Raw genomic sequence first — 22,210 nt, 5'->3', positions numbered from 1 at the left:
TGAGGCCGCCGATGGAATCGTACGTTTCACTGATATTCGATCGTACCGCTGGTGTCTCGGCGGTCGCCGTGGAACCCGCTGCCCAGGCGGCGGTGGTAATCGATATAACGGCGACAGCACAGGCGATAGCGATAACAAGGGTGGTAACCGAGAGGGGCCGTCGGTAACGGTCTGCGGGTCTCGACATATCAAGCGCTCCGTGAGAGGGGACTCGGGTAAGACGTGTATCGCCTGTCGTATTAAACCCGCTCTTTCTGAAGGGAGGGCAGTCACTCGGCTCTCTCCTCTTCTCACGGGTCCGAGCTTCCGTAGACACGGATTCGAGTGAACACAGTCACCGGTGATCACCGTAGTCGGCAGCGTCCACAACGAACTGTCTGCCAGAGCAGTAGATGAGTCGTCGAGTGATTCGATCGACTGGCAGGAGATACCTTCGATAGTAGCCTGTGAACATCACTGCACACCCGATCGTACGACTGCAATGCGATCCATGTGTCTATCGTTTCAACTGTTACTATCGTCTGCCCTACTCACCCCGTAGTATTCATTAATAATGCGTACTGTATCCATCAAATGCCGATAGAAATAGCAATATCTCCTTTAAGTTGCTTGGAAGGATAGAAAATCTCTGAAATAACTCTATTTGGATTTACTTTAAGGATAATTTGCCAATTCTATATTTAATATCGGATACCTGCCGATACAAATCCCAAACTCGGGGATATAAAGAACGTACTTGCTTCGAGACTACGTATTACCGTTTATCGGTGTTAATGAGTGAGCTGGATACGGATTGAGAGGGCACGCGTCACGATCCTCATTCACGTCGTGTTCGCGACTCCCGAACGAACCTGTATCGGCCCGGGAACAGCGCCACGGGACTGTCTGTCTCGGTGTTGGCTGTGTCCCACAGATCAAATAACAGCCGTACACCTGTTTTACCCAGGGAGACCGGTGTCGATAACCGAAGAGAGGGATAACAGCCGTACGGTTGTTACGTGTTCCCTACAGCTCGGCGTCCGGTCCAGTTCGGTGTCATGGGGAACTGAATTATGGATTCGGGACAGTCGTGCGATTACTTTCGCCTGAAAACCCGGCTCCACACCCAAAACAGCGACTGGCAGTATTTGCGACTCGCGAACGGACTACAAACCGGTGAGAACCGTCGTCGTGGACGCCTGTCAAATCCCGAATAGCTGACCGGTGACCGGCGTATCGGGAGACGAGAGCCGCAGTGTCTCAGCGATACCGTCAGGGACCGTCACCGGCAGCCACAGGAACACCACACAGTTGTATTCGCGTCTCACAAACGACGACGAACGAGCAACTGTGCGTGGCGACGTTCCAGATCCTGAATCCGCCCACAAGACGGCCATACAGTAACGGGACGGAACAACGCTCTGTTTGGCTAGCGCGAACGGTCTAGACCTGCGTCGCGTTCACTTCGATCACGTTCGCCGCTCCCTGGACTATCTCGGGGAGTTCCTCGTGGAACCGGTCACCCTTGAACCGGCTCGTCGGTCCCGAGATGCTGATCGCACCGTAGATAGCGCCGGTCGGATGTTCGATCGGAGCAGCGATACATCGCAGCCCCTTGAGGATCTCTTCGTCGTCGAAGGCAACGCCCTCCTCACGGATCCGTTCGAGGGCCTCGAACAGTTCCTCGCGGCTGGTGACGGTTTTTTCGGTCCGCTGTGGCAGCCCATGTCGCTGAATGATCTCGTCGATCCGCTCGGTCGACAGTTGCGAGAGGATGGCCTTCCCCAGCGCGGTGCAGTGGAGATCCTTCCGATTACCGGTGTAGGAGGCTGTCTGGATGGCGTTCTCCCCACGTGCCTTGTGGAGGTAGACGCCCCGGCCGTGTTCCTCGACCATGAACTGGGCCACCTCCCCGGTCTCGGCGGCCAACCGATCGACTTCCTCTTTGGCGACCTCGTAGATGTCGATCTGGTTTTTCGCGTACTCGCCGACATCAACGAACCGGAGACTGATCTCGTAGGTGTCGCCGTGCTTCACGACGAACTCGTTGTCGGTGAGCGTCGCAAGGTGGCTGTGGATCGTCGCTTTCGACCGGTCCAACTGCTCCGCGAGTTCGGAGACGCCGGCCCCGTCGTTCTCACGGAGCGCTTCGAGGATGTCACAGGATATCTGGACTGCCTGGACGCGTCGTCCCGATCCGGGCTGGCTCGGTGGCTCGCTCATACTCGACAGTATGGCGAGTACACACTTAATTGTTCGCGAGAAACAAACGGGGGTTACGCCCGGACCGTGTCGAACGTCTCGTCGAGTTCGCTGTTCTTGACTGCCGCTCCGTTCCGGCCGTCGAAGAGGTGGATCTTCTCCTCCGGGAAAACGACGTGGACCTCGTCACCGGACTCGATCCGGCGTTCACCGTCGATGCTGGCGGTGTAGTTCTGGCCACCGACCTCGAAATACGCGTAGGTTACTTCGCCCATCGGTTCGACGACCTGGATTGTCGTCGGGACTGCGTTCGCCTCGTCACCGCCAACCAGTTGGATATGCTCCGGCCGGATACCGAGTGTCAGGTTCCGGCTGGCCTCGGTGAGTGCCTCCTGGGTCTCAGTGGAGATATCGTACGTAAACTCGTCGTGTTCGAGCTGGTCGTCGCTCTGACGGACGGAAAGGAAGTTCATGCTCGGAGAGCCGATGAACCCGGCGACGAACTGGTTGACCGGCCGGTGATAACATTCCAGGGGTTCGCCGATCTGCTGGAGTTCGCCATCGTCGAGGATCGCGATCCGGTCGCCCATCGTCATCGCCTCGGTCTGGTCGTGGGTGACGTAGATCGTCGTGATATCCATATCCTGCTGGAGTTGCTGGATCTCGGTCCGCATCGTCGTCCGGAGCTTCGCGTCGAGGTTCGACAGCGGCTCGTCCATCAGGAACACCTCCGGTTCACGGATGATCGCCCGACCCAGGGCGACACGCTGTTGCTGCCCACCGGAGAGGTCACCGGGCTCCTTATCGAGCAGTTCCTTGATCTCAAGCAGTTCCGCGGTCTGCTCGACGCGCTGGTTGATCTCGTCTTTGTCCAGGTCGCTCGTGATCTTCAGCCCGTAGCCGATGTTCTTCCGGACGGACATGTGAGGATAGAGCGCGTAGTTCTGGAACACCATCGCCATGTTGCGCTCTTTGGGTTTGCGGTGTGTGATGTCCCGGTCGTCGAGGAGGATCTGCCCGGATGTCGTCCGCTCCAGTCCGGCGATACACCGGAGTGTCGTCGACTTCCCACAGCCCGACGGGCCAACTAGGACGAGAAACTCCCCGTCCCGAATGTCGATATTCAGTTCGTTGACTGCAACGATGTCGTTAGCGCCCGATTCGAATACTTTCGTCAGGTCGTTCAGTTGTAGGCGTCCCATTGTATCACCGTGGTTCGTTACCGCACCATTCAGCATCTCGATTAATAAATCCACCCCTCAGACGACGATCGTCACGCCGGTTCCGGTATCGGTCCAGGTACCGGCGTCGGGGTCAGTACTGACCGCCTCCAGCGTCTCACCGTCGACGACGACCGTCTCGGGGGCCGCGTCGCGGATGGTCACGGTCACGCGGTCGGCCGTGCACGCCCCGAGGTCGACCGACAGGGTGTCACCGCCGGCGTCGACCGTGAACTCGACGAGTGCGTCCGCGTCCGCGTCGTAGAACCGACCCTCTGCGTGGCCGTCCGCCAGTGTCGCGTCGAGTTCCAGTTCCGCGGGCGTCCCGGGCTGGACCGACTGGGTGGGTTCGCGTTCCGGGAGGACACTGCCGGCCCGGACGAACACCGGCATCTCGCTGATGGAGACGTCGACGTCGACGGTCCGGCCGCCCTCGTGACGCTGTCCGGTCCAGTAATCGCGCCACTCGCCCTCCGGGAGATACACCGACCGGGTCCCACTCTCCTCGAAGACCGGCGCGACAAGCAGATCCTCGCCCAGGAGATACTGCGTGTCCATGCGGTGGACCGTCGGGTCGTCCTGGTACTCCAGAACCAGCGGGCGCACGACCGGGAGGCCGGTCCGGGCGGCGACCTCCGCGTACGTGTAGAGGTACGGGAGCAACCGGTAGCGAAGGCGGGCGTACTCCCGGAAGACGTCCAGGGCCTGCTCGCCGAACTCCCAGGGTTCCCGCGGCGTGGTCCCGTGACACCGGCTGTTCGACGAGAGGAGGCCGAACTGCGCCCAGCGGGTGTAGACGTCGTCGTCGGGCGTGCCGCGGAAGCCGCCGATGTCGTGGCTCCAGAAGGCGATGCCCGACAGCGAGGCGGAGAGTCCGCCGCGAAGCGCCGCGCTCATCCCGTTCCAACTGGTCTGTGGGTCACCGCCCCAGTGCATCGGGAACGCCTGGCTCCCGGTCCAGGCCGACCGGCCCCAGACGACGGCCTCCTCGGGGCCGTTGACCTCACCGACGGCTTCGTAGACCGCTTCGTTGTAGAGGTACGGGTAGAGGTTGTGCATCGTCTTCCCGCTCCGGCCGTTGGCGAAGACGGCGTCCTCGGGAACGTACTCGCCGTAGTCGGTCTTGAAGACGGCGACGCCCTGTTCGAGGAGTCGGTGGTGTTTGGCCTTCCACCACTCGACGGCGTCGGGGTCGGTGAAGTCTACGAGCGCCCCGCGGTAGTCGCCCTGGCAGGTGTTGTCCATCACGTAGGCGTCGCCGGTGCCGTCGGTGACGAAGTAGCCCTCGTCGACCCCCTCCTCGAAGGCTTCGGTCCCGACGGGGACGTGGGGGTGTTCCCACAGGGAGAGCCGGAAGTCGTCCTCGCGTAACTCGTCGATCATCCCCTCGGGATCGGGGAACTGCTCGGTGTCCCACTCCAGGTCCGTGGACTTGTTCGCCCGCATCCAGAACGGATCGAGGTGGAGCACGTCGCTGGGAATCTCCTCCTCGCGCAAGCGCGCTGCTACGTCCTCCAGTTCCTCGCGAGACTCGTAGCCCAGTCGGGACATCCACGTTCCGAACGACCACTTGGGTGGCCGCGAGGGACGGCCGGTGACGGCGGTGTACCGCTGGAGGATGTCGTTGAACTCCGGCCCGTAGAAGAAGACGAACGAGAAGTCGTCGTCGGCGACCGACATCGTCCCCGAAGCAGTGGAGGTCTTCCCGAAGTCGTAGTGGACCCGCGCGGTGGTATCCAGCAGGAGGCCGTACCCGTTCGTCGAGAGGTGGAAGGGGATGTTCTTGTAGGCCCGCTCGGTCTCCGTGCCGAGCGGTTCCTGGTGCCAGAGGTCCAGTTCCCGGCCACGGCGGTCGAACTCGACGAACTGCTCGCCGGCGCCGTAGATCTTCTCGTCGGGCGAGAGCCGGAACGAGGTTCCGGTCCGGTCGACCCGCCGGGGGTTGTGGTTGATCTCCTCCTGGGTGAACCCCAGTGCGTCGACTCGCTGGCGGCCGAACACGTCGGGATCGGCCCGCTGTTCCTCGAAGACCGTCTCGCCGGTATCGGCGTCCACCACGGCGAAAGACCACTCGTCGAGGCCGACGGTGATCGAGAGCGCGCCGGTGTCGACGGTGAGTGTGCCGTTGGACTCCACGATGTCCAGCGCCACGTCGGTCTCGACGGCGTCGGTTTCGACGGGCGGGTACTCGCTGTCCGTGTGTGTCTCGGGGTTGGCGAGCAGTTCGAACCGGAAGGTCCGCGGGTCGTAGACGGTCAGTGTCACCGGGACGGTGCGGTCGGTCACCGGCTCCGGGGCGTCGATCTCACAGTCGAACCGGACCCGCTGTCCGTCGACCTCGTAGTCGGCCACGGCGGCGACGGTAATGCGTTCGCTGGTCATCCTATCGGGTGGGGGCGTCTCTCGGTAATAAAACTACCCCGTCGTGCGTGGCTTTTTTTCGGTGGGCGTCGATACTCGGGACGAACACCCCATGACAGGACCAGCGATCGACGACCTCGTCGCCGAGTTGTCCCTCGACGCGAAGGTCGCACAACTCGGGACCGTCCGGATCGGGTCCCTGCTTGACGACGGCGCGTTCTCCCGCGAGCGGGCACGTGCCGAGATTCCGCACGGAATCGGTCGCGTGACGCGGGTCGGCCGCGAGAGCGGCCTCGAACCGACCGAACTCGCGGGCGTCGTCGCCGACATCCAGTCGTTCCTCCGGGCGGAGACACCCCACGGGATTCCGGCGTTCGTCCGCGAGGAGAGCCTCTGTGGCTACGCCGGCCGTCGCGGGGCGACGGTCCCCCAGGCCATCGGGCTGGCCAGTAGCTGGGACCCCGCCCTCGCGCGCGAGGTCGCGGTGGCGGTCGGCGAGCAACTGCGAGCAGTGGGCTGTCAGGTGACCCTCTCGCCGGTCGCGGACCTGGGCGTCGAACCCCGCTGGGGGCGGATCGAGGAGACCTTCGGCGAGGATCCGGCACTGGCCGCCGAATTCACACGGGCAGTCGTCGGGGGACTGGGCGACAGCGGCGTCGACGCCACGCTGAAACACTTCGTCGGGCACGGACGACCCGCGGGCGGGCGCAACCGTGCGCGCCCGAAGGCCTGCCTCGGCGAGCTGCGCGACGCCGATCTGATCCCGTTCCGGGCCGGGATCGACGCTGGCGCGCCGTCGGTGATGGCAGCGTACAACACCGTCGACGGGGTCCCCTGTCACGCGAACCGGCGGTTGCTGACCGAACTGCTCCGCGAGGAGTGGGGGTTCCGGGGGACTGTCGTCTCGGACGGTCGAGGGATCGAGATGCTGGCCGACGACTACGGCGTCGCCCCCGACAGGACCGCGGCCGGTGTCCAGGCAATCGAGGCTGGTATCGACGTGGAACTCCCCGAGACCGAGTGTTTCGGCGACCGGTTGGTCGGCGCGGTTAGGGACGGCCAGGTCGACGAATCGACTGTCGACAGGGCAGTCGGTCGCCACCTCCGACAGAAGGCCGACGCGGGACTGTTCGCGGCGTCCGATTCAACCCCGGACCCCGAGCAAGCACACGAAGCGTTCGGGACCGACGCCGTTCGCTCGCTCGCCCGCCGGGCCGCGCGCAGGTCGCTGGTGCTGTTGGAAACCGACGGTGTCCTTCCGCTGGCGGATGCCTCGTCGGTCGCCGTCGTCGGTCCAAACGCCGACGCGGGCCGGAACCTGCTGGGGAACTACTCGTACGCCGGCGCTGAGAACGCCGACGGTGGCATCGAGGTGGTGACGCCGCGAGCCGCCCTTCGCGAGCGCGTGGCCGCGGTAGCGTACGCAGAGGGCTGTGGGGTCCGGGCCGGCCCGGACGACGACATCGAAGCGGCGGTGGAAGCCGCCCGCGGCGCGGATGTGGCGGTCGCCTGCGTCGGCGGCCAGTCCGGAATCGATGTCGAGCGTGACTCGCCGGGGACGGCCGGTGAGGCCCTGGACCGTGCCGAACTCGGACTCCCAGGCCGGCAGTCGGAGCTGATCGAGCGAGTGGCGGCGACGGGGACGCCCCTCGTGGCAGTTCTCGTCAGCGGTCGCCCGCTCGCGGTCCCGGACGTGGTCGAGCGGGCCGACGCGACAGTGGCTGCGTGGCTCCCCGGGCAAGAGGGCGGGGCCGCCATCGCGGACGTGTTGCTGGGAGCCGACCCCGGTGGCCGGCTCCCGGTCTCGCTCCCGCGGTCGGTGGGCCAGTTGCCGATCCACTACCGACAGGACGCTGTCTCCCGGGGCGAGTACGTCTTCACCGAAGGGACGCCGCTGTTCCCGTTCGGCCACGGGGAGAGTTACGCGGCCTTCGAGTACGGCGAGTGCTCGGTCGCCGCCGAGGAGAGTCAGACTGACGGTACGATCACCGTATCCGTCAGCGTCGAGAACGTGGCCGACAGGGCTGGCAGCGAGGTCGTCCAGTTGTACGCCCGCCACAGGGGCGGGCGTACGGTCCGGCCCGAGCGGAAACTGGTCGGGTTCGAGCGCCTCGACCTCGACGCCGGGGCGCGGGCGACGGTGACGTTTGCCCTTCCGACGGCGACGCTGGCCGTCCACGACCGCGACGGGCGACTCGTCGTGGAGCCGGGGACCGTCGACCTCCTCGTGGGCCGGTCGGCTGCCGACAGTCGTGGGCGGGCGACCGTGGAACTGCGCGGGGAACCCACGCGGCCGGACCGGCGACCCCACCGCGCCGCGTCGACCGTCCGGACCCGATAGCCCACCACAATCTTTAACCGGGCAATCCACGACTCCACAGGTGATGACACAGGACGATCAACCCGACTACCGGATTCCACAGGGCGGCGGCGTCCCCTGGCGCGACATGGGGATGGAGGAAACTCACCGCCCACCCGAGCGAGATGTCGAGATCACCGACATCAAGACGATGGCCATCGCGGGCAACTTCACGTGGGGCATCGTCAAGGTCGAGACCGATTCCGGCGTCTACGGCCTGGGCGAGACGTTCCGTGCCGAGGCAGCTCTGGACATGGCCGGCCGGATGGACGTCGACCTCGTCGGCGAGAACCCACTGGACACCGACCGCATCCGCGAACTGCTCGAACAGCGCTACACCGGCTGTGGCCGCATCGGCCAGGCCGCCTTCACGGCCATCGAGACCGCCTGTTACGACATCAAGGGCAAGCTGTTCGACGTGCCCGTCTACGAACTGCTGGGCGGGAAGTACCGCGACGAGATCAAGATCTACTGTGACACCCACGGCGGCGAATCGCTGGGCGAGGCCCGCGACCACGACCCGAAGGACGTCTACACGCCCGAGGGCTACGCGCGTGCGGCCCGTGAGGTCGTCGACGAGGGGTTCGAGGCGCTGAAGTTCGATCTGGACGTGCCGACCCACGCCGAGTACGACGAGGCCAACCGGCGGATGGACAACGAGGCCCTGGAACACAAGGTCAGCCTGGTCGAGGCGGTCCGGGACGAGATCGGCTACGACATCGACCTGGGGATGGACCTCCACTGGAACTTCACGACCGAGACCGCGATCCGGCTGGGCAAGAAACTCGAACGGTTCGACCTGGCGTGGCTCGAAGACCCCGTCCCGCCGGAGAAGACCGAGTCCCAGAAACGGGTCACCGAGGCCCTGGACATGCCGGTCCTGACCGGCGAGAACCTCGTGAAGACGGACCAGTTCAACGAAGCGGCCCGCGAGGGGATGATGGACATCGCCGCGCCCGACGTGAACAAGTGCGGTGGCCTGGGCGAGTACGTCGACATCGCGACGGTCTGTGACCTCTACGGCGTTCCGGTCGCCTCCCACAACATCTCCAGCCCGCTGGGGACAGTCGCCGGCGCACACGTCTCGGCGGCCATCCCGAACTTCCTCTGTATGGAGTGGCACTCCCGGGACGTGCCGTGGTGGAACGACATGTGCAACCGGGTCGAGGGCTCCGGCCCCATCCTCGAAGACGGCTACATCGACGTCCCCGAAGGCCCCGGCCTGGGCGTCGAACTCGACCGTGACATCTGCGAGGAGTACCTCGTAGACGGCTACGACCTGATCATCTGAGTCCCGCGAATTCTCTCACACTATGTCTGAACACACTGTCGTCGTGACCGACCACGACTTCACGGACCTCTCGATCGAACGCGAGGGCCTCGACGGGGTCGCCGAGGTCGTCGAACTGACCGGCGATGTCGGCGAGTCGGCCGAGGACGCCCACGAGACGCTCGCCCGTGCGGACGCGGTCATCAATCTCCGGTACGACCTGAACGCCGAGGCGATCGACGCGCTGACCGACTGCCGGGTGATCTCCCGGTACGGGATCGGCGTCGACAACATCGACGTGGAGGCAGCCGGCGAGCGGGGGATTCCCGTCACGAACGTTCCCGACTACTGTCTGGAGGAGGTCTCCGTCCACGCACTGACGCTGTATCTCGCGCTCGCACGCGGGCTGAAGCCCTACGACGCCGACGTGGCTGCGGGCGGATGGGACCGTGACGTGGCGACACCGATCCACCGGCTCTCGACACAGACGGTCGGCGTCGTCGGCTACGGCGCGATCGGCCGCGCGGTCGGCGAGCGGGCCGACGCACTCGGAACCGACGTGATCGCCAGCGATCCCTTCCTCTCCGAGGCGGACGTGGCCGACGACCCCGCGACGCTCGTGGAATTCGAGGAGCTGTTGGAGCGGGCCGACTTCGTCACCGTCCACTCCCCGCTGGTCCCCGAGACCCGCGGGATGTTCGACGCCGACGCCTTCGAACGGATGAACGAGGACGCCTACTTCGTCAACGTCGCTCGCGGCCCGATCGTCGACGGCCAAGCGCTCGTCGACGCCCTGGACTCGGGTGAGATCGCCGGCGCGGGTCTGGACGTCTTCCCCGAGGAACCCCCGGCCGCGGACGACCCGCTCCGGGACCACCCGGACGTGCTGACGACGCCACACGTCGCCTGGTACAGCGAGGAGGCCAACGACCAGCGCCGGCGGACGGTGACCGACATCGTCCGCACGGTCTTAGAGGGCGGCGAGCCCTGGAACGTCGTCAACGACTGACGCCGCCGCTGATTTTCACGGGTCGCTCGTCGGACAGCAAGCGGTGACCCGGAGCGCGGTCCGGAACGCGTCCGCTGGCGAGCAGAGCGAACGCGGAAGCGGACGGGAAAACTGGGCCGTTCAGGCCTTGCCGGTCGCGGTCAGCCCCTCGACGACTTTCCGCTGGAAGAACAACATGAAGAGGATCAGCGGCATCACGGACATGAACACGGCGGCCGAGATAGTTCCCCAGGGATACTGGAACTCACCCTGGTACAGTGCGATCCCGACAGTGATCGTCCGCATCTGGTCTTCAGTCATGAACGTCAGCGCGAACAGGAACTCGTTCCACGCGTAGATGAAGACGATGATCGCCGCAGTCGCCATCGCCGGCGCGGAGACCGGGAGGATGATCCGGAAGAGGACGCCGATCCGGGAGAGGCCGTCCATCAGGCCTGCCTCCTCCAGTGAATCGGGGAGTTCCTTGAAGTACGCCTGGAAGATCCAGACTGCGAACGGTAACTGGAAGGCGGCGTAGGGGATGATCAGTCCCAGGTAGTCGTTGAGCAGCCCCCACGAGCGAGCCAGGCTGAACAGCGGGATCAGCCGGGCGATGAAGGGCAACATGGCAGTTCCGAGGATGAGCAGGAGGACGGGGAGCTTGAACCGGAAGCGGAGCCGCGAGAGAGCATAGCCCGCGAGCGCGCCCAGGAACACGTCCAGGATAGCGGTCCCGGAGGCGACGATGGCGCTGTTGAGCATATAGCGGAAGAACGGGGCCTGCTCCAGAGCTGCCTGGTAGTTCGTCAACGTCGGGTTCCGCGGGATGTATTCGACGGGGAACGTGACGACGTTCCCAGGCTGTTTGAGCGAGGTGATCAGCATCCACAGCACTGGGAACACCGAGACCAGAGCGATGATGAAGATGCTCCCGTAGAAACCGACCTTCTTCCCGACCCACTGGAACCGGTCGATCTCGAGGGGGTTGGAATCGTAGCTCATCTCACCGCACCTCCGGTTCGTACAGCGTCCCGACATAGAGCATCGCGATGCCGAGCGCGATCAGCGTGATGATGCTCGCGGTCGCAGCCCCCTCTCCGAAGTTGAGGCGGTTGAAGGTGATTTGGTGGTCGAACAGCACGAGCGTGGTCGTCGCGGAGGCCGGACCGCCGCCGGTCAGGCCGTACGGGAGACCGAAGGCCTGGAACGCCGGGAGGGTCCGGAAGATCAGCGCCACGAGCAGCGTCGGCTTCAACAGCGGCAGCGTGATGTCCCAGAACTGTCTGATCCGACCGGCACCGTCCATCCTGGAAGCCTCGTAGAGGGTGTCCGGGATCGACTGGAGGCCGGCGAGCATGATCAGCGCCATGAACGAACTGGTCTTCCAGATCGTGATAAACAGCATCGAGAGGAGCGCGGTGTCGGGTTTCGCCAGGAACGGGAACGGGGTCTGGAGGATGCCGATCCGGATCAACAGATCGTTGACCACGCCGTACTGGCCGTTGAACATCCAGGCCCAGATCCGGGCGTTGATGACCGTCGGGATGGCCCAGGGAAAGAGGATCGCGGCCTGAGCGAAGTACTTCCCACGGAAGTCACGGTTGAGCAGCAGTGCCAGGCCCAGTCCCAGCGCAGTCTCGATGGGGACGCTCACGAAGGTGTAGATGAGCGAGACCCGCAGGGCGTTCCAGAACCCGTCGCCGCTGAGGAACTGCTCCAGCAGGGGGCCGCTCCCGTAGAGGCTCCGGTAGTTCTCCAGGCCGACGAACTCTTTGGGGGTCATCTCCAGGACGTACCCCTGGTAGAAACTTCCGACGATAGTGTCGAAGATGGGGTAGAACGACACCGCCAACAGGAACGAAACGACCGGTGTCAGCAGGATTACCGCCAGTTCCTCCTCGGAGAACCGGAGGTCACGATACCGTTGTAATCTGTTCTGCCGCCGTGGGTCCTCGGCGTAGCCGGACCCCGACGAGCTCTCGACTGAGTCTGCCATTCGTCCCCGACGTGAGTCGTCTTTCATTATAAAACTACGGGGGCACGCCCGCGGGAGCCGGCGTCGACAGTGAAATTTTATATAGGAGGCGGTTCCGGGTTCACCCACATGGACGTGAAGCGTTCGCGCACTCGGACCGAGAGACTCGTGTCCCGCTGTCGTCGGAAAGTCCTGGCCGTAGACCGGGGCTGGAAGGCGACCGCGCTCGGAGTCACGATCGTCCTCGCGACGACGCTGGCTCCCTGATGAGTTCGGTCCGCGAACTGGCACCGGGACTGGTGGTCCTGTTGGTGCTAGCTGCCCTCGCCCGAGTCGTGGGTGACGCCACGCCGCTGAGTCCGTTAGTCGTTGCCATCGCCAGCGGTGCAGGAGTCGCCGCCACCGTCGGCGTGCCCGAGTGGGCCGAGGCCGGGATCGATCGTCACAAACTCATGTTAGAGACCGGGATCGTCCTGCTGGGCGCGCAGTTGACCGTCGGCCAACTCGTCGAGACCGGGCCGCTGGTGATCGTACTGGCGATGGGCGTCGTCGTCCTCGGTGTCCTGTTCATCGAGACCGTCGGGAAACGGGTTGGGATCGAGTCACGGACCCGATCGCTGCTCGCTGCCGGTGCGAGCGTCTGTGGCGTCTCGGCAGTACTGGCCGTTGCCGGGAGTATCGACGGCGACGAGGCCGAGATCAGCTACGCCGCGGGCACGGTGTTGCTGTTCGACGCGATCACGTTAGTCGTCTTTCCGATCGTCGGGTCGGCGCTTGGCCTCCCGGATCGTACCTTCGGGATCTGGGCCGGACTGAGCCTCTTCTCGACCGGTCCGGCGGCGGCGGTTGGCTTCGCCGTCTCGGAGACGGCCGGCCAGTGGGCGACGATCACCAAACTGGTTCGCAACACCTTCATCGGCGTCCTGGCCGTCGGCTACGCGATCTACTACGCCACCGGGACCGACCAGGCAGACGCGAGGGAGATCTGGTACCGGTTCCCGAAGTTCCTGATCGGGTTCCTGCTCGTCGCGGTCGTCGTCAACCTCGGGCTCATCCAGGCCGGGACACAGGCAGCGATCGGGACGGCCGGGGACTGGCTGTTCGCGCTCGCGTTCGTCGGCCTCGGCTTCGAACTGAACCCACGCCAGCTCAAAGCGACCGGAGCCAAGCCGATCCTGGTCGTGCTCGCGCAGTTCCTGGCAGTGAGCCTGTTGGCACTCGGCGCAGTGACGCTGGTGCTGTGACGGTCCACGGGCCCAGGAGAAAACGTTATCAACTGGGGCGTCCGTCAACCGAAGTGTATGGCCGACAGATATCTAGAAGTCGTCGAACCGGAGGATAACGTCGCGACAGCGCTTCGTGACGTCGAGGCCGGGGAGACAGTCACGGTCGCAGTCGGTGACCAGGAGCGAACGATCGAGATGCTCGACGACGTGAACTTCGGGCACAAGCTCGCGATCGAGGACATCGCCGACGGCGAGACCATCACGAAATACGGCAAGAGTATCGGCAACGCAACAGAGGACATCCCGGCGGGGACGTTCGTCCACGTCCACAACGTCGAATCGAACTACGGCCGCGGTGACCTCGCGGGTGACGAAGAAGTCGAGGCGGTCAGCGAGTAACCATGTCCGAATTCCTAGGCTACGAACGAGACGACGGTAGTATCGGCATCCGCAACCACACAGTCATCGTGTCGACGGCGCCCTACGCCAACGACACGGTCAAACGCGCGGCGGATATCGTCGACGACGCGGTCCCGATCACACACCCGCTCGGGCGCTGCCAGACCAAGCCCGACGTGTTCCAGACTTACCGGACGCTGCTTGGGTACGCCACTCACCCCAACACGTACGGAGCAGTCGTGGTCGCCCACGCTGGCGAGATCGTCGACGGCGACGAACTGGCCGGAGACGTCGCAGAGACCGGTCGGCCGAGCGCGTCGATCAACATCCACGAGGAGAAGGGTGTGATGAACGCGCTCGACGCCACCGTCGACGCCGCACGAGAGATGGTCCAGGACGCGAGCGCCCAGCGTCGGGTCCCGGCGGACATGTCGAATCTCACGTTCGGGATCAACTGCGCCACCTCGGACACCACCAGCGGCCTCTGCCAGCACAAGGCAACCGCGGGCGCGGTCTGGCGGCTCATCGACGAACACGGCGGTCGTGGCTGCTTCGCCGAGACGCCGGAGTTCTTCGGTGGCGAGACCGAACTCTCCGAGCGGGCAGTCAACGACGAAGTCCGCCAGGAGATCCTCGATCGCGTCGGAAACTGGGACAAGCGTCTCCAGGCCACCGGCTACGACGTTCGTGGCGCCCAGCCGACCCCGGACAACATGGACGGCGGGCTCACCACCATCGAGGAGAAGTCCCTCGGCGCGCTCGTCAAATCCGGCGACGGCCCGATCCAAGACATCGTCGACTACGGGGCGAAGATCCCTGACCAGTCCGGGATGTACATCATGGACACGCCCGGCCACGGGGCCGAGTCTGTCACCGGCATCGGTGCCGGCGGCGCCCACTTCATGGTCATCTCGACCGGCCAGGGTCACACCCTCTCGAACGCCGTCATGCCGACCCTGAAGATCACTGGCAACCCACACAGCGCCGAACGGGTGCCCGAACAGACCGACGTCGACGTGAGTGAGGCGCTCGTCGGCGACGAGACCATCGAGTGGGCGACCGACGAGCTGTGGGACGAGGTCATTGACATCGTCAACGGCAAAGTGACCCTCAGCGAGGCGATGGGCGAGAGCCAGTTCGCCATCCACCGCATCGGCCCCTCGACATAATGGAGATCGACCGGCAGCGCGCGGTCGCGGTCGCCGCCGACGCCTTCCGCGCGCACGGGATCTCCGACGCCGACGCCGAGCAGACGGCCGAGGTGCTGGTGAGCGCCGACGCCCGCGGGAAACACTCACACGGCCTGCTCCGACTGCCGCGGTTCGTCCGCGGCATCGAACACGGCAACGTCGATCCCGACGGGACCATCGAAGTGGTATCCGACCGGGGCGGCGCGGCCACGATCAGCGGTGGCTCGCGGCTCGGTCCGGTCGTCGCCAGCGCCGCAGCCGGGGAGGCGATGGACCGAGCCGACGAGTTCGGCGTCGGCGCGGTCGGCGTCCACGACTCGAACCACCTCGGAATGTTGGGCTACTACACCGACCAACTGCTCCAGGAAGGATACGTCGGCGTCGGTATCACGAACACCGAGCCGGCGATGCCCCCCTACGGCGGCGCCGAACCGGTGCTGGGGACCAACCCTATCGCCATCGGCCTGCCGACCGATCCGGCGTTCAACCTCGACATGTCTACGTCGGGGATCGCCCGCGGGACCGTCCTCCACTACAAGGAGACCGACCAGGAACTGCCCGAGGGCGTCGCGCTCGACGCCGACGGCCAGCCGACGACCGACCCGGCCGCCGCTCTGGACGGAACGATCCTCCCGTTCGGTGGCGCGAAAGGCTCCGGACTCGCCATCGCCGTCGAGGTGTTGGCCGGCGGCCTGGTCGGCGCCGCGATGGGAACCGACGTTACCGGGACCTACCACACGGAAGACCCCTGTACGAAGGGGGACCTGTTCCTGGCGATCGACCCAGAAGCGCTGGGCGCTCGGGAGTTCAGCGAACGGGCGAGTACGTTCCTGACGCGGCTGACCGAGAGCGAGCAGGCGGCCCACGTCGACGAGATCCGATTACCGGGCCAGCGCTCCGTCGAACGTGACCGGACGGTCACCACCGTCGAGATCGAGGACGACCTCTGGGACGAGGTCCGAACGATCGCCGAGAGCGCTTGAGTCCCCTTTCTTTTCCCGTAATTGTAGTATGAAAAACAATAACAATTAATAGGGGTTGTTCCGAACGTGGGTGTGTATGACAGACGAAGTCTCTGACAAGCGTAGGCGGCAGCTTATCAAAACGGTAGCCGGTGGCAGTGTCGTGATGCTCGCCGGATGTGGCGGGGACGGCGGCTCCGGCGACGGCGGGTCCGGTGACGGTGGCTCCGGCGATGGAGGCTCCGGTGACGGTGGCTCGGGCGACGGCGGTTCCGGTGATGGCGGTTCCGGCGACGGCGGCGGATCGACGTCGATGACCTACGTCTATCCGGGCTATTTCAGCAACGACGCCGAGAACCTGGTCCCGATGTTCGAGGAGGCCAACAGCAGTATCACCGTCGAGTCTCAGCAGACTCCCTCGGACGCGTCCTCGACACGCGAGTACTACGTCAACCAGTTCGTCTCCGGGTCGTCCTCGTTCGACGTGGGGAACATGGACGTCATCTGGCCGGCGGAGTTCGCCGGGAACGGCTGGGCCGCGGAGGTCAGCGATCCCGAGGGCCACACCGACAACATGCTCCAGACGCCCATCGACTCGGTGACCGTCGACGGCACCATGTACGGGATGCCGATCCACACGGACGCCAACGCGCTCTACTACCGGACTGACCTTCTGGAGGAGGCCGGCTACGACGGGCCGCCCGAGACCTACATGGAGCTAGTCAACATGGCCCAGGACATCAAAGAGCAGTCCGATCAGGACCTCAACGGCTACATCTGGCAGGGTGGCTCCAACGAGGGGCTGACCATCATGTGGCTCAACTGGCTGTGGGGCATGGGCGGCAGTGTCCGTGACGGCAGCGGGAACCTCGTGGTCAACACCGAAGAGGGAATCGCGGCGCTGCAACACGCCGTCGACCTCATCCACGAGTACGAGGTCACGCCGGAGTCGATCCCGGCCTCCTCGACGGACCAGAACCGGCAGACGTTCCAGCAGGGCAACACTATCTTCATGCGCAACTGGCCCTACGCCGTCGCGTTGATGAACGAGGACGGCTCGGCCGTCCAGGGGAACTTCGACGTGGCGCCGATGCCGAAAGCGGAGGGCAACCCCGACGCCCAGAACTCCTGTCTGGGCGGGTGGAACCTCTTTATCAACGCCGCGTCCGAGAACAAGGAGGCCGCACAGCAGTTCGCCAGCTACATGGCCTCGATGGAGGCCCAGGAGACGATGGCGCTGGAACACAGCCGCCTGCCGGTCCGGGAGGAACTGTACAGCGACGAGTACTACGAGCAGGCCTCTCAGCTTGAGACGTTCGCACAGATCGTCGATCAGACCAGCGCACGGCCGGCGACCGCAAACTACTCGACGTTCTCTGAGATCGTCTACACCAACTGCAACGCCGCGCTCGTCCAGAGCAAAGAGCCCGAAGAGGCGCTCAACGACGCCCAGGAAGAGATCGACAGCGAGGTCAACAACGCCTAAGGCTCTTCCGGCAGTCCGACGCCCCAGTCTGCATCACGCCGTTTTCCGGTCGCAATTCCGAGAAGCCCCCGGCTCGCCAGTGTCGTGTTTCGACCAAAACGACCGCCAGTCCTCAGACCGTCGGTTCGCCGACCTGTTCGGAGATCCGACTGTAGGTCGCCGCCAGCGACGCCCGTTCCTCGTCGGTCAGTTCCGGCAACGGCGGGAGCGGACCGCCGATCTCTAGTCCGTCTACCCCCGAGAGGTGTTTGATCGCTGCGGCGGTGGGCATGTCGCTGGTCGCGGTGACGAACGGCGTGACGATTGCCTGCATCAGCCGGCGGGCTTCCGCTAGATCGTCGGCGGCGTAGGCCTCGTAGAGGGTAGACAGCGGGCCGGGAAAGACGTTCGCCGGGCCGGCGATGAGTCCGTCGGCCCCGAGTTCGAGCGAGGCCGTCGCCAACTGCGTCGCCCCTTGGAAGAGCAGGAAGTCCTCCGGGGTCTCACTTGCGATCCGGTGGTGATAGGTCAGATCGCCGGACGTGTCTTTCAGGCCGGCGATGGTGTCGTGCTCGGCGAGCCGTGTGACCAGGTCGACACCGAGTTCGTTACCCGTCAGCGGCGGGATGTTGTACAACAACAGCGGGAGCGGCGATTCGTCGGCGATGGCAGTGAAGAACCGTTCGAGGCCGGGCTGTGTAGTCCCGAGGTAGTACGGGGAGACGACGACGGCCGCGTCGGCGCCCGCGGCGTCCGCTGCCTCGACGTTGTCAAGGACCGCGTCGACGCTGGTGTCACAACAGCCCGCGAGCACGGCGGCCTCGCCGTCGGTCTCCTCGACCACGATCCGGACGACCCGACGGTTCTGTTCGGTCGTCAGGCTGGGAAACTCGCCGATAGAGCTCCCCGGAAAGAGTCCGTGTACGCCACCGTCGACGAGTTTTCGCGTGAACTGCCTGAGAGCTTCGTCGTCGACCGACCGCCGAGACCCATGGGTAGGCGTCGCCATGGGAACGACTGTTCCCGAGAGATTCATGACTATCGCATGGAGGAGGACTTAGTTATAATTTGGGATGACCCAACACACTTCGGCGGGAAGACTACCCCCGCGTCTCCGGGTCCGAACTGCCCGTCTCGCTCACTTCGAACGTCGAGAGCCGATCCGAGAGTGTCGTGGCACGGTCCCGAAGCTCCTGGGCCTGTTCGGTGACCGTCGAGACGGTCTCACTCTGTTCGGTAGCGGCGTCTGCGACCGACTCGGCCCGTGTGGTCACGTGTTGGCTGATCTCGGCGACGTCGTCGATATCGCCGGCCACTTCCTGGGTCGTCCGGGCCTGTTCGCCGGTCGCGCGATCGATCTCACGAGCGTTCTGGTCGGTCTCCTCGATGTGCTCGACGATATCGTCGATGGCAGCGAGCACCTCCTCGACCGTCCCAGCGGCCTCGCCGACGGCGCTGTGCATCTCGTCCATCGCGTCGACGGTCCGGTCGGTCTGTGATTGGACGGCCTCGATCCGGTCGGCGATCTCGTCGGTGGCGTCCTGTGTCTCCTCGGCCAACTGTTTGACCTCGTCGGCGACGACGGCGAAGCCATCACCCTCTCCGCTGGCGGTCGCCGCCTCGATATTGGCGTTCAGCGCGAGCATGTTGGTCTGCTCGGCGATATCGGCGATGAGGTTCGCCACGTCCCCGATCGCACGCACCTGCTCGTCCAGATCGTCCATCTGCTCGACGGTCTCACCGGCGTGTTGTTGCAGGGCGTCCATCTCATCGAGGGCCGTCCGGGCGGCCGCACGCCCCTCGGTCCCGCGCTCGACCGACCGCTGTGCGGACTCGGCGACCTCGCTGGCGCTCGCGGCGACCTCCTCGACGTTCGCCGACAGCGTGGAGGTCTCTTCCGCCATGTTGTCGAGACGCTGGGACTGGTCGCTGGCACCCTCGGAGATCTGGCTGACCTGATCACTGACTGTCTCGCTGCGCTCCTCGACGTCCGACGCCTGCTCGACCACGTCGACACTTGCGGCCGCCACGTCGTCGGCGAACCGTCGGACCTCGGCGACCGTCCCCTCCAGGTCGTCCATCATCTCGTTGAACGCGGCGGCGATCTCGGCCATCGCCTCCGTGTCGACGTCCTCGTCGAGGCGACGGTGGAGTCGTCCGTCGGCACAGGCCCGCATCGTCTCGCCGTAGGCGGCCGCTCGCTCCTGGAGCTGTTCGGAGAGCCGATGTGCGCGGTCCCGAGCGTCCTCCGCGTCGGCCTGTGCCGCCTCGGCCTCGGCGCGTGCGGCCTCTGCGTCGTCCAGGGCGGCCTCGGTCTCGGCGAGTTGCTCTTTGAGCGAGGTGCGCATCCCGTCGAAGCTCTCGAAGAGCCGGCCGATCTCGTCGTCACGCGAGGTCGACAGCTCCACGTCGAGATCGCCGGCCTGCATCTGTTCGGCCCGGCGGCGGAGTCGCGTGAGCGGGACGACCGTCTGGCGACCGAGCGCGGTGGCGACGACCCCGAGGACCAGGATACTGCCGAGGACGATCCCCAGCACGTTCTGGCCGACCGAGCGGCCGATGGCGTAGGCCTCGCTGCTCGGGAGCGACACCGTCACTACCCAGTCGGTCTGTGAGACCGGGGCGAAGGCTAATACCCGATCCGACCGCTCGACCGAACTGACGGTCCCGTTCTCTGCGGTCGTCGAGAACGCGGTGGTATCAGTCACCGCAGCGACCGAAGCCGGGTCGTCGGCGGTCCTGCCGCCGGGAGCCAGAACGATATTGCCGCCCGCGTCGACGATCGTCGTCTGTGAGTCGGTCCCGCCCGCGATCCCATCGAGTTGAGCGTCGATCGAGCCGACGACGACGACGGCGCGGTCGGTGTCCGGGACGGGGCTGACGAAGGCCATCACCGTCTGGTTCGAGCGCCGATACGCGGCGTCACTGGTCGCGACGACCGAGGAGACACTGGAATACTGCTGGACCGCCTCGACCTGACGCGTCCAGGGTTGATCGGTCTCGGCGATCGACTGGCCCACCAGGTCGAAGGCGGTGCTACTCCGGACCTCGCCGGCTTCGGTGTCGACGACGTGGACGGCGAGGATGTCGAGTGTTCCCAGGTTCTGTGCGCTCCGCAGATAGCGGTCGACGGTTGTGGACTGCTGGGCCTGCATCGGCCCGGCAGCGGAGATGAACCGCGTCTGGACTTGCATCTCTTCGACCCACCCGCCGATCGCGGTCGCCTGCATCGACGCCCGGGACTGGAGTTGCGTCCGGGTGTCCTCCTGCAGTTCCGATTGGATCTGGAGGTAGCTCCCGGCGCCGATCGTCGCGATGACGACCAGGACGACGAGCATCGAGATGGCGAACTTCGCTGCGTACCGCCGGCGCACGAACTCCGGGGTGAGACGACGCGCCGCTGCCCCGACGGCAGAGACCACGCGGGAGCGTACCTGTGACTCTCCGTCCGACGAGGCGGACGCTGAACTCGCTGGCATGTGTGAGGCGAGTTAATGATAGTATTTAATAATTCGCCTCCAGCTATCACGTTCGAAGTCGACCGGACGCCGTGTCAACGAGAGTCATAACAATTATGCTATCCGCGTTCGAGCGTCGACTTGTGCCATCACGACGACAGTTCCTTACGGCACTCGGCGGCACAGCCTCGGCGATCGCTCTGGGAACGGGGACGGTTGCTGCACAGGAAGGTGAGGACGAGACGGATCTTCCGGATGGATTCCCGGCGGCCGAAGATATCAGTACCACGAAACCGCCGTCGGTCCCGGAGTCGTTCCCGACGATCTCGACGGACGGCCACTTCACTCCACTGTCCGACCCCGGCGAGGTCTCTCTCGTCGACGGGGAGACGCCGACGAGTTACGACCTCCACGGTGACTGGAGCGGGTTCGACGACGCCGACGAGATCCAGGTCCTCGTCCACGGGTTCGTCGATAGCGTCCCACATCTCTGGGGACGGTACCAGACCGACCAGGCCCGGACCGGCCTCAGAGACGCGGGGTATACCGACGCGTTCACCGCCGCGTTCACCTGGGACTCGGACGTGAGCTGGCCCGACGCCAACGAGATCGCCGAGCGGAACGCGCTCAAGTTCGGCCAGTGGGTCCGGGACATCCGCCAGTCGGACGACCGGCCCATACGGATCATCGCCCACTCGCTGGGCGCACGGGTCACCTGCTCGCTACTGGAAGAACTCCACCTGGACGTGAGCCGGTTCTACTCCTCGCAGGGCTCCCACCACACGCCCGAAGAGGGCGTCGTTGACTCCGTCGCCCTGCTGGGCGGAGCGATCGACAACGACGCGGTCCAACTAAACCGGCGGTGGGGCGAGGCCATCGAGTACTCCGCCGGGGAGTTGTACAACTACTATTCGGACAACGACGCCGTACTCGGGCAGGGCTACTACGCGATCGACCAGACCGACGCAGTCGGACACACGGGCATCGCTCACGCACCCGAGGCACCGGAGAACTACACCGATCGGGACGTTACCGACGACGTACAGGCCCACGGCGACTACGACAGCGCCGACAACGAGGTCGGCGTCCTCGACGACGTCGTCGAGGACTTCGGCGTCTGAACGGCCCCTGACGGTTCGGGGCTGCGTAACACTTA

Annotated in this window: 16 protein-coding genes; 9 read left to right on the top strand and 7 right to left on the bottom strand. The window is 65.1% G+C overall.

Features of this window, described 5'->3' with window-relative positions:
* Positions 1-1,422: 1,422 nt before the first annotated feature.
* Genes P0204_RS17880 through yicI form a run of 3 tightly spaced genes read right to left on the bottom strand, consistent with a single transcriptional unit; the run spans position 1,423 to position 5,783 of the window.
* Positions 1,423-2,202 (bottom strand): IclR family transcriptional regulator, encoded by a 780-nt coding sequence (locus P0204_RS17880; RefSeq protein WP_276223537.1) that lies wholly within the window; start codon positions 2,200-2,202, stop codon positions 1,423-1,425.
* 53 nt (positions 2,203-2,255) lie between these two features.
* Complete coding sequence (locus P0204_RS17875; RefSeq protein ID WP_276223536.1) at positions 2,256-3,383, bottom strand: ABC transporter ATP-binding protein; 1,128 nt, start codon at positions 3,381-3,383, stop codon at positions 2,256-2,258.
* 57 nt (positions 3,384-3,440) lie between these two features.
* Positions 3,441-5,783 (bottom strand): alpha-xylosidase, encoded by a 2,343-nt coding sequence (yicI, locus tag P0204_RS17870; RefSeq protein ID WP_276223534.1) that lies wholly within the window; start codon positions 5,781-5,783, stop codon positions 3,441-3,443.
* A gap of 91 nt (positions 5,784-5,874) precedes the next feature.
* Between yicI and P0204_RS17865 the strand changes: the two genes are divergently transcribed.
* Genes P0204_RS17865 through P0204_RS17855 form a run of 3 tightly spaced genes read left to right on the top strand, consistent with a single transcriptional unit; the run spans position 5,875 to position 10,400 of the window.
* The gene (locus tag P0204_RS17865) at positions 5,875-8,103 is read left to right on the top strand and encodes a glycoside hydrolase family 3 N-terminal domain-containing protein (RefSeq protein ID WP_276223532.1); all 2,229 of its coding nucleotides are present in this window, start codon (positions 5,875-5,877) and stop codon (positions 8,101-8,103) included.
* Positions 8,104-8,146: 43 nt separating this feature from the next.
* Positions 8,147-9,412 (top strand): mandelate racemase/muconate lactonizing enzyme family protein, encoded by a 1,266-nt coding sequence (locus tag P0204_RS17860; RefSeq protein ID WP_276223530.1) that lies wholly within the window; start codon positions 8,147-8,149, stop codon positions 9,410-9,412.
* A 22-nt stretch (positions 9,413-9,434) separates the two neighbouring features.
* Positions 9,435-10,400, top strand: coding sequence for a C-terminal binding protein (locus P0204_RS17855; RefSeq protein ID WP_276223529.1), 966 nt, complete (start codon positions 9,435-9,437; stop codon positions 10,398-10,400).
* Between the two features lie 120 nt (positions 10,401-10,520).
* Here the strand turns inward: P0204_RS17855 and P0204_RS17850 are convergent, their stop codons facing one another.
* Positions 10,521-11,381 carry a carbohydrate ABC transporter permease gene (locus tag P0204_RS17850; RefSeq protein ID WP_276223528.1) on the bottom strand — a complete coding sequence of 287 codons (861 nt, stop codon included), beginning with the start codon at positions 11,379-11,381 and terminating at the stop codon, positions 10,521-10,523.
* 1 nt (position 11,382) lies between these two features.
* Complete coding sequence (locus P0204_RS17845) at positions 11,383-12,375, bottom strand: carbohydrate ABC transporter permease (RefSeq protein WP_276223526.1); 993 nt, start codon at positions 12,373-12,375, stop codon at positions 11,383-11,385.
* A 245-nt stretch (positions 12,376-12,620) separates the two neighbouring features.
* On the opposite strand from P0204_RS17845, the gene P0204_RS17840 reads away from it, so the two are divergent.
* The 5 genes from P0204_RS17840 (at position 12,621) to P0204_RS17820 (ending at position 17,617) form a co-directional block, all read left to right on the top strand.
* Positions 12,621-13,598, top strand: coding sequence for a YeiH family protein (locus tag P0204_RS17840; RefSeq protein ID WP_276223524.1), 978 nt, complete (start codon positions 12,621-12,623; stop codon positions 13,596-13,598).
* Positions 13,599-13,655: 57 nt separating this feature from the next.
* Positions 13,656-13,979, top strand: a complete 324-nt coding sequence (locus P0204_RS17835) for a UxaA family hydrolase (RefSeq protein ID WP_276223522.1) — start codon at positions 13,656-13,658, stop codon at positions 13,977-13,979.
* A gap of 2 nt (positions 13,980-13,981) precedes the next feature.
* The gene (locus P0204_RS17830; protein ID WP_276223520.1) at positions 13,982-15,148 is read left to right on the top strand and encodes a UxaA family hydrolase; all 1,167 of its coding nucleotides are present in this window, start codon (positions 13,982-13,984) and stop codon (positions 15,146-15,148) included.
* Positions 15,148-16,152 (top strand): Ldh family oxidoreductase, encoded by a 1,005-nt coding sequence (locus P0204_RS17825; protein WP_276223519.1) that lies wholly within the window; start codon positions 15,148-15,150, stop codon positions 16,150-16,152. The genes P0204_RS17830 and P0204_RS17825 overlap by 1 nt, the downstream gene beginning before the upstream one ends.
* A gap of 76 nt (positions 16,153-16,228) precedes the next feature.
* Positions 16,229-17,617, top strand: coding sequence for an ABC transporter substrate-binding protein (locus P0204_RS17820; RefSeq protein WP_276223517.1), 1,389 nt, complete (start codon positions 16,229-16,231; stop codon positions 17,615-17,617).
* Between the two features lie 112 nt (positions 17,618-17,729).
* Here P0204_RS17820 and P0204_RS17815 read toward each other — a convergent pair whose 3' ends face one another.
* Positions 17,730-18,605 (bottom strand): dihydrodipicolinate synthase family protein, encoded by an 876-nt coding sequence (locus P0204_RS17815; RefSeq protein WP_276223515.1) that lies wholly within the window; start codon positions 18,603-18,605, stop codon positions 17,730-17,732.
* 91 nt (positions 18,606-18,696) lie between these two features.
* Positions 18,697-21,075: a methyl-accepting chemotaxis protein gene (locus P0204_RS17810; protein ID WP_276223513.1), complete on the bottom strand. Its 2,379-nt coding sequence runs from the start codon at positions 21,073-21,075 to the stop codon at positions 18,697-18,699.
* 122 nt (positions 21,076-21,197) lie between these two features.
* Here P0204_RS17810 and P0204_RS17805 point away from each other — a divergent pair, with 122 nt between their 5' ends.
* Positions 21,198-22,175 (top strand): DUF726 domain-containing protein, encoded by a 978-nt coding sequence (locus tag P0204_RS17805; RefSeq protein ID WP_276223511.1) that lies wholly within the window; start codon positions 21,198-21,200, stop codon positions 22,173-22,175.
* Positions 22,176-22,210: the final 35 nt, after the last annotated feature.

Source organism: Haloarcula halophila, assembly GCF_029278565.1.
GTDB lineage: Archaea > Halobacteriota > Halobacteria > Halobacteriales > Haloarculaceae > Haloarcula > Haloarcula halophila.
Note: the sequence above shows the minus strand (reverse complement) of the source record. Positions and strands in the feature narration are given on the sequence as shown.

Coding starts and splice junctions, on each gene's coding strand:
- P0204_RS17850 (WP_276223528.1), bottom strand. CDS start 11,381: ATGAGCTACGATTCCAACCCCCTCGAGATCGACCGGTTCCAGTGGGTC.
- P0204_RS17855 (WP_276223529.1), top strand. CDS start 9,435: ATGTCTGAACACACTGTCGTCGTGACCGACCACGACTTCACGGACCTC.
- P0204_RS17820 (WP_276223517.1), top strand. CDS start 16,229: ATGACAGACGAAGTCTCTGACAAGCGTAGGCGGCAGCTTATCAAAACG.
- P0204_RS17840 (WP_276223524.1), top strand. CDS start 12,621: ATGAGTTCGGTCCGCGAACTGGCACCGGGACTGGTGGTCCTGTTGGTG.
- P0204_RS17845 (WP_276223526.1), bottom strand. CDS start 12,375: ATGGCAGACTCAGTCGAGAGCTCGTCGGGGTCCGGCTACGCCGAGGAC.
- P0204_RS17815 (WP_276223515.1), bottom strand. CDS start 18,605: ATGGCGACGCCTACCCATGGGTCTCGGCGGTCGGTCGACGACGAAGCT.
- P0204_RS17880 (WP_276223537.1), bottom strand. CDS start 2,202: ATGAGCGAGCCACCGAGCCAGCCCGGATCGGGACGACGCGTCCAGGCA.
- P0204_RS17830 (WP_276223520.1), top strand. CDS start 13,982: ATGTCCGAATTCCTAGGCTACGAACGAGACGACGGTAGTATCGGCATC.
- P0204_RS17860 (WP_276223530.1), top strand. CDS start 8,147: ATGACACAGGACGATCAACCCGACTACCGGATTCCACAGGGCGGCGGC.
- P0204_RS17810 (WP_276223513.1), bottom strand. CDS start 21,075: ATGCCAGCGAGTTCAGCGTCCGCCTCGTCGGACGGAGAGTCACAGGTA.
- P0204_RS17825 (WP_276223519.1), top strand. CDS start 15,148: ATGGAGATCGACCGGCAGCGCGCGGTCGCGGTCGCCGCCGACGCCTTC.
- P0204_RS17835 (WP_276223522.1), top strand. CDS start 13,656: ATGGCCGACAGATATCTAGAAGTCGTCGAACCGGAGGATAACGTCGCG.
- P0204_RS17875 (WP_276223536.1), bottom strand. CDS start 3,383: ATGGGACGCCTACAACTGAACGACCTGACGAAAGTATTCGAATCGGGC.
- P0204_RS17865 (WP_276223532.1), top strand. CDS start 5,875: ATGACAGGACCAGCGATCGACGACCTCGTCGCCGAGTTGTCCCTCGAC.
- yicI (WP_276223534.1), bottom strand. CDS start 5,783: ATGACCAGCGAACGCATTACCGTCGCCGCCGTGGCCGACTACGAGGTC.